The organism is Aeromicrobium sp. (assembly GCF_050700635.1).
Classification (GTDB): domain Bacteria; phylum Actinomycetota; class Actinomycetes; order Propionibacteriales; family Nocardioidaceae; genus Aeromicrobium.
The window spans coordinates 22,246-29,211 of sequence record NZ_JBOHDT010000068.1 but is presented as its reverse complement, the minus strand read 5'-3'; the positions used below and the strand labels follow the sequence as shown (position 1 = coordinate 29,211).

General features: G+C 68.2%; 6 protein-coding genes. All 6 read left to right on the top strand.

Annotated features, from left to right (window positions below; all coding sequences use genetic code 11):
* Positions 1-1,945: histidine kinase (locus tag ACRDPN_RS05055; RefSeq protein WP_431446279.1), on the top strand; the 1,945-nt coding region annotated here is incomplete at its 5' end.
* Positions 1,936-2,574 (top strand): LuxR C-terminal-related transcriptional regulator, encoded by a 639-nt coding sequence (locus tag ACRDPN_RS05050; RefSeq protein ID WP_431446278.1) that lies wholly within the window; start codon positions 1,936-1,938, stop codon positions 2,572-2,574. The genes ACRDPN_RS05055 and ACRDPN_RS05050, both read left to right, overlap by 10 nt.
* An 80-nt stretch (positions 2,575-2,654) precedes the next feature.
* Positions 2,655-3,032: a hypothetical protein gene (locus tag ACRDPN_RS05045; RefSeq protein WP_431446277.1), complete on the top strand. Its 378-nt coding sequence runs from the start codon at positions 2,655-2,657 to the stop codon at positions 3,030-3,032.
* Between the two features lie 1,099 nt (positions 3,033-4,131).
* Positions 4,132-5,829, top strand: coding sequence for a LuxR C-terminal-related transcriptional regulator (locus tag ACRDPN_RS05040; RefSeq protein ID WP_431446276.1), 1,698 nt, complete (start codon positions 4,132-4,134; stop codon positions 5,827-5,829).
* A 115-nt stretch (positions 5,830-5,944) separates the two neighbouring features.
* Positions 5,945-6,358, top strand: coding sequence for an ester cyclase (locus tag ACRDPN_RS05035; RefSeq protein WP_431446275.1), 414 nt, complete (start codon positions 5,945-5,947; stop codon positions 6,356-6,358).
* Positions 6,359-6,671: 313 nt separating this feature from the next.
* On the top strand, positions 6,672-6,872 hold the full coding sequence (locus ACRDPN_RS05030) for a hypothetical protein (protein ID WP_431446274.1): 201 nt from the start codon (positions 6,672-6,674) through the stop codon (positions 6,870-6,872).
* The last annotated feature ends 94 nt before the right edge of the window (positions 6,873-6,966 follow it).

The window sequence follows — 6,966 nt, the reverse complement described above, 5'->3', positions numbered from 1 at the left end:
GTTCCATTCGACCGCGCGAGCCCTGGTCGGCGTGGTCGTCACCGCGACGCTCGCGCTGGAGGTTGCGGCGATCTGGCTCGCCGCAGGGCTGGAGCCGCTTGGCCAGCCAGTGGTCTCCGCGGTCGGTGCCGTGGCCGCGAGCGTCGCGGGAGCGATCATCGTTTGGCGCTACCCCCGCCATCCGGTCGGATGGTTGCTCGCAGTTCTGCCCTTGACACAAGCGCCCTTCGACGCAGCCCTCTTCTATGGGCGCCACGGATATGCTGCCAGCTGGCCCGGCGCCACCTATGCCGAGATCGTGAGCCTCTGCTCCTGGCCGCTCGGCGGTCTGGCGATCGCGTTGCTGTTCCTGATCTTCCCGGACGGCCGGTTCCTCTCCCACCGCTGGCGGTGGGCAGTGGGCGCGTGGAGCCTAGGGGCCGTCATTGCGGTCCCTGGGTGGCTGCTCAACCCTCGTCTCGGTGAGGACCTCAGCGCGGGGGTCAACCCGTTGGCCTCAGACGCTTCCTGGATCGAGCCGGCGTACATCCTGGGTGCGGTCCTTATCGGCACCTCGCTTGTCGTCTCGGTGGTGGCTCTCTTGGCGCGCTTCCGTCGCTCTCGGGGAGTCGAGAGGCAGCAGCTGAAGTGGGTTCTGCTTGCAGCCGCCCTGTTCGCGGTCGTGATGCCGGCGTCGGCACTGTTGTGGACTTTCTGGACCCCGATTCAATACGCGGCCGCTGTGGTGCCGCCGCTCTTGCCGATCGCCGTATGCGTAGCGATCATTCGGCATCAGCTTTACGACATCGATCTGGTGATCAGCCGCACCGTGGTCTACGGCACACTCACCGCGGTGCTGGGAGCTATGTACGCCTCGGTCGTGCTGGTCGTTGGGGCCGTCGTCGCTTCCCCAGTGGCAGCGGCCGCAGCAGCGCTGGTCGTGGCGGTGGCATTCCGGCCGCTTCGCGCCCGGATCCAGGATCGGGTGGACCGGCGCTTCCGACGGGCGCGGTACGAATCCCGACGGGTGATGACCGACTTCGTGGACCGGCTCCGGCGCGGCGAGTCGGACGCCGACAGCGTCGAGGAGTCACTGCGCATCGCCGTCGGAGACGACGACTTGGCACTGCGTTTCCGCTCGGAGGGCACGACCTATGACGTCACAGGTCGGCCGCGGGTGATGGAGCCCACGCCCGGCCGACTCATCACCGCGATCGACACCGGGCACCACGTCGTCACGCTCGTCCGCCACCGTGAAATCGACTCCAATTTGGTGGCCGACGTCGTCGACGCCGGCCGCCTCGCGCTGGAGATCGCTGCGCTGCATATGGAGCTGCGACGGCGATTGGAGGAGCTGGACAGATCCCGGGCGCGGATCGTCGCAGTCGCCGACGAGGAGCGCCGCCGCCTCGCCAGGGACCTCCACGACGGCGCGCAGCAGCGGCTGGTCTCCATCGGGCTGGGCCTCCGTCACGCCCAGCACGCGCTCAACGGCAGCGCACCAGTCGAGGTCGACCGGACACTCGACGCCGCCGTCGCCGAGCTGGGCAACGCCATCGACGATCTGCGCGAGCTCGCCTCCGGCCTGCGCCCCGCGTCGCTCGACCACGGGCTCGGGTCGGCGCTGCACGAGCTGGCAGCCCGGTCGCCGATCCCGGCCGTCGTTCGCGGCGATTCAGAGCGGTTCCCTGGCGAGCTTGAGGCGGCGGCATATTTCATCGCATCCGAGGGCCTCACGAACGCGATCAAGCACGCGTCCGCCCATCAGGTGACGCTCGCATACGCCCGAGCCCAGGGGGAACTGGTGCTGACGGTCACCGACGACGGGTCAGGGGGAGCCAGCGCACGCCGCGGCACCGGACTCCTCGGCCTTATCGACCGGGCGCGCGCCCACGGGGGCAGCCTCACCATCGACTCCACACCTGGGGCAGGGACCCGGCTGACTGCGAGGTTGCCATGCGCGTGATCGTGATCGAGGACCAAGCGCTGCTGCGTGACGGGCTGGTGCGGCTGTTCACCGACAAGGGTCACGACGTCGTCGGCTCAGCCTCCAGCGCCGCAGGCCTAGAGGATCTGGTCGACTCCGCCAACCCCGACCTCGTCGTGCTCGACATCCGGATGCCACCCACGTTCACCGACGAGGGGGCCACCGCCGCGCGCACCCTCAAGTCCGCCCACCCGGGGCTCGGTGTCCTGCTGCTGTCGCAGCATGTCGACAAGAGTGTGGTCGACTTGGTAGCTCATCCAGGGTTCGGCTACCTCCTCAAGGATCGGGTCTTCGAGGTCGAAGAGTTCCTCGACGCCGCACTGCGCGTCGCTGGCGGCGGCTCGGCGCTAGACCCCAAGGTCGTAGCCGCGCTCGTCGCCAGCCGGGAGGAGGGGCCCCTCGCGCGTCTCTCCGACAGGGAACGCGATGTGCTCCGGCTAATGGCCGAAGGTCTGACCAACGCGGGTATCGCCGGACGGCTCTTCCTGAGCGCACGCACAGTGGAGGCGCACGTCGGGAACCTGATGACCAAGCTCGAGATCACGGACTCCGACGAGCAACACCGCCGGGTCGCTGCGGTCTTGTCCTACCTGCGCGCCACCCGCTGATGCCACTACGTGGCAGCACCTAATCGAATGGCGTACGACGCCCGATGCGGCGGGGTGGGGCTGATTCCTAGCGTTTAGACATGACCACAAGAACCTTCCGCATCGGCATCTGGGTCCTTGCGGCCATGACCATCTTCAACCTCGTATTGCACGCGTCCGGCCTTTTCGCTATCGCCCACGACGAGGACGAACGCCTCGTGTTCTCGTCGCTCACGGCGCTCAACGCGCTCGGCCTCGTCGTCGCACTGGTTCCGCTCCGAGCAGGCGAGCGCTGGGCTTGGCTCGCCAGCTGGATCCAAGTCTTGGCAACCGCCGCCGTGTTGCCGATCGGCTTGGCATCCGGCGACAAGACGGCGATGCCCTACGGCTACCTCGGCTTCGCCGTCGTCATGGCCGTCGGCCTACTGCTTGCTCGACCCGCCGGTGACGATCTCCCGGGACGAGCGCAGACTGCGTGACGAGATTCGGCAACCCTCCTCTTACCCTCCAGATTCAGTAGGCGCCAACAGGAGTCGATCGGCTACAGTCGGAGGTGTTCGAGACAGCGAACACCGCGTAGATACAAGCGATTCGGCTGTTTCCCGAAACGTTCGGTAGCAATAGGTAAGCCTCTGAGTTTGTCCAGAGGTCGCAGGTTCAGCTTCTGCCCCCGCTGCAAAGGTAAAACCCCAGGTCAGAGGCGGTTCTCGGAGAAATCCGAAAGCCGTCGTTGGCGTTCCCCGGCACCGCATGTAGGCAGTTGTGGGCAAGGCGGCGCCGGCTGTCTCGTGTCCGGCATCAACGGCGCTGGACGTTCGTGGATCGGGACGTCCGGCTGTGCACGTAGAGGTTCGAGCGAGTGCCGCAATGTCGGCGCGAACGTCTGCGACGATCCAGAGGTCACACGGGTTCGCGGCGGGCGCCAGGCTCACGGTGGTGGCCGGCCAGGTGTACCAGTAGCTCGCGTCGCCGACTGGCGATGCTCCGCGCTCGGCGGTGCTAAAAGCGGCTGAACCGGGCGCAATCTTGGCCGTCACCGGCGACCCCAGCCGGTCGTCGGCCTGATTATGCGAAGGCCACGGTCCGGGCTCCGCCGACGATCTCCTCGACGACCTTGGCGGCGCGGACGATGGATTCGTGGCAAGGACCGTCATTCAGCGCATCCACAACGCACGCAACCGCGAATGTGGTTGTGACCCGGACTGCTGGTGCCGGCGAACTGCTCTTGGGCGAGTCGTCAAGTGGTGGTTCCGCGCCAGATTGTTCGGTGTCAGTCACAAGAGCGATGCCACCGCGGACTGGAAACGCGCTCAACAACCAGGCTCCTGACTCCGCGCTGCGCCGTCCTTGTTCGAGCGGGCGGTTCGGGAACCACCATGACCGAAACGTTCCCTTGGCGCGCTGTGCTCCGAAGGTTCTCGATCGTCGGGAGTCCCCCAGAGAAGTGCGGCCGCTGAGAACGGTCGCCGTCGGCGGAGTGCACTGCCGCGCACTCGGTCACTCGCAGACGTCACCGGTACGGCTGGGCTTCGAGAGCATGGCTCCGCGTCGAGGCAGATCGGTGCGATCATCGAGGATATGGACGCTCACGAGCTGTTCGTGGCCGGCTCATCCGCCTTGGCAGCGGGCGAGTGGGCTGCGGCCCGTGACTGCTTCGAGTCGGCGTTGTCGTTGGAGGAGTCCGCCGATGCGCTCGACGGGCTGGCGCTGGCGGTTTGGTGGCTCAATGATCCGGAGGCCGCTCTCGAGTTGCGGGCACGGGCGTTCGCGCGACTGCGTCACGACGGCCGCGACACCGAGGCGACGGCGGTGGCGATCTGGCTGGCGCGTCAGTATCGCAGCCTTTTTCGGCGTGCCGAGATGGCTAGAGGATGGCTGTCTCGGGCGCGGTCTCTGCTGGGGAGCCTTCCTGACCAGGGCAGCCTGTGCGGATGGCTGTTGCTGGCCGAGTCGGAGATCGGGCTCCCGCACCCACGCGCCGCCGACGCGGCCGACCAGGCGCTGCGGATCGCGCGCGAGTGTGGTGACCGGGATCTGGAGATCGTGGCGCTGACCCGCCGGGGCGCGTGCACGGTCAGCACTGGTGGAATCGGCGAGGGGTTGTCGGACCTGCACGAGGCGATGACCGCCGCGACCTCAGGCGAGGGCCATGACGTGCAGTACGTGGGCGAGGCGCTGTGCACGCTGATGGAGGTCGCCGGACTCATCGGTGATCCGGGCGTGGTCGAGCCGTGGGCGACGTTCCTGGTCGGCTTCCGGTCCTCGTATGCGTTCGGGCCGCTGCTGCCCTTCGAGACGCAGTCGGCGACTGATCTCATCTCCGCGTTCTGCACCGGTTGCTGCGGAGGCGTGTATCTGGTCACGGGCAGGCTGGACGCGGCCGAGGAACAGCTTGTCGGCGCCGTGGCGCAGATGGCCAGGACGGGGCTGCGGCCGCGCTGCCTGCACCCGGTGGCTGACCTGGTTGCGCTGCGCGTCCTCCAGGGCCGCCTGGAGGAGGCAGAGGCGCTGATCACCGGCTTCGAGAACGACCTTGACTGCGCGCCGTCCGCCGCGGCCCTCGACCTGGCCCTGGGCCGACCGGCACGCGCCGTGGACCGGCTGGTGGGCGTCCTCGACGCCCTGGCGGAGACGCCTGTTCTCACACTGCCGGCGCGCGCGCAGCTAGTGGATGCTGCCCTGGAGGCGGGCGATGCCGAGCTCGCACAGGACGCCGCAAGCAGCATCGCGGCCCTCGCCGCCGCGACGGACACGGCGCTTCACCGCGCGCACCGCGACCACGCGGCCGGCAAGGTCGCGCTCGTTCGAGGCGGTCGCGAGGCAACCGGGCTGCTCCGCTCCGCGGCTCTGGGGTTTGCCCAGGCCGGTGGGCCACTGGCAGCGTGCCGCGCCCGGATGGACCTCGCCCGATCCCTTGTCGAAAACGACCACGGTCTGGCCATCACCGAGGCGCGCAGTGCGCTGCAGGCCTACGACAAGATGGGCGCCACCACTGAGGCTGACCGGGCGGCCGCGTTCCTGCGCGGACTCGGCGTCAAGGGTCGGACCGGCCCGCGTGATGGCAGCCTGCTCAGCCGCCGCGAGACCGAGGTGCTCGGGCTCGTGTGCGAAGGCCTCTCAAACACCGAGATCGCCGAGCGGCTGTTCATCAGCACCCGGACCGCGGGCCACCACGTGAGCAACATCTTGACCAAGCTCGGGGTTCGCAGCCGCACCGAGGCAGCCGCCTATGCGTTGCTCAACCTGCCCGCCGCGCACACCCCGGCGCAGCGGTGAGGAGCGCGCGGGGCCGCCGGCAAACCGCAGCGCAAATGGGTAACTTGGCCCATGCTGACCCACCACTCGGAGGAGCATCCTCGACTCACCACATCTGAACTCCAGAGGAGGAGTCATGGAAACCATCGAGAAGGGCGTCGTCCGGCGCTTCTACGAGATCGTCGGCAGCGGCCGACCGGAGGACCTGGACGAGGTCTGCTCGCCCGAGCTCGTCGGCCACGCAGGCGCCGGGTCCAACCTCGCCGAGCTCAAGGGCGCCATCGGGAGCTTCCTGGCGCCGTTCCCCGACCTGACTGCCGATGTCCGGTACCTGGTGCAAGAGGACGACCTGATCAGCTCCTGGGTCAGCTACACCGCCACCCACGAGGCCGACTTCGCAGGTGTCCCCGCCAGCGGCCGGCACGTGAAGTTCGCCGAGTGGGACCTGTTCCGGGTCCGCGACGGCAAGATCGTGGAGATCACCCAGTACTGCGACCTGTTCACGATCATGTCCCAGATCGGCGCGCTGCCCACCGCAGCGCCCGCGTGACGGCGCGGTGCGTGATGAGCGCCGCAACACGTCGCCTCACCCTGGCCGCCAGCGCTGGCCTGGTCGTCACCGCTCGTCGGGGTCGCTCCTGCGGCCGCGAAGAGCAGCTTTGTCGCACAGTCGACACTCGCCGAGCACCAGGTCTACGGGTCCGCCTGGGGCCACGAGCTCCCCGGCTACCTCGCCAGCCATCGAGACGTGCTCCAATAATTCGGGTTCTCATCATTCAGCGCGCTCGCGTCGTACGCCGCGGCCCAAGACCCCAACGACTGCCCGCCGGATCTCTAGAAGCCCACCACCCGAGAGGCAGCCCGTGAGGGAGGAAATCGTCCCGGGAGACGCGCATTCTCAATCCACTGGTGAGGAGACGTTCGAGACCGGCGACGCCTACTACGTCCCCCCGGGTCACACCCCGGTGCTCTATGCCGGTACCGAGGTCGTCGAGTTCAGCCCGACCGAGCAGATGCAGCAGACCCTCGACGTGGTCACGAAGAACATGGAAGCTGCCGGCTGACGCCTGCAGGCGGACTGCGGCTTCAGCAGACCGCCGCCGTGATCGCCACCGCCCTGTCGCAGGCGAGCTGACCTATGGCCGCGTCGACTGGCAA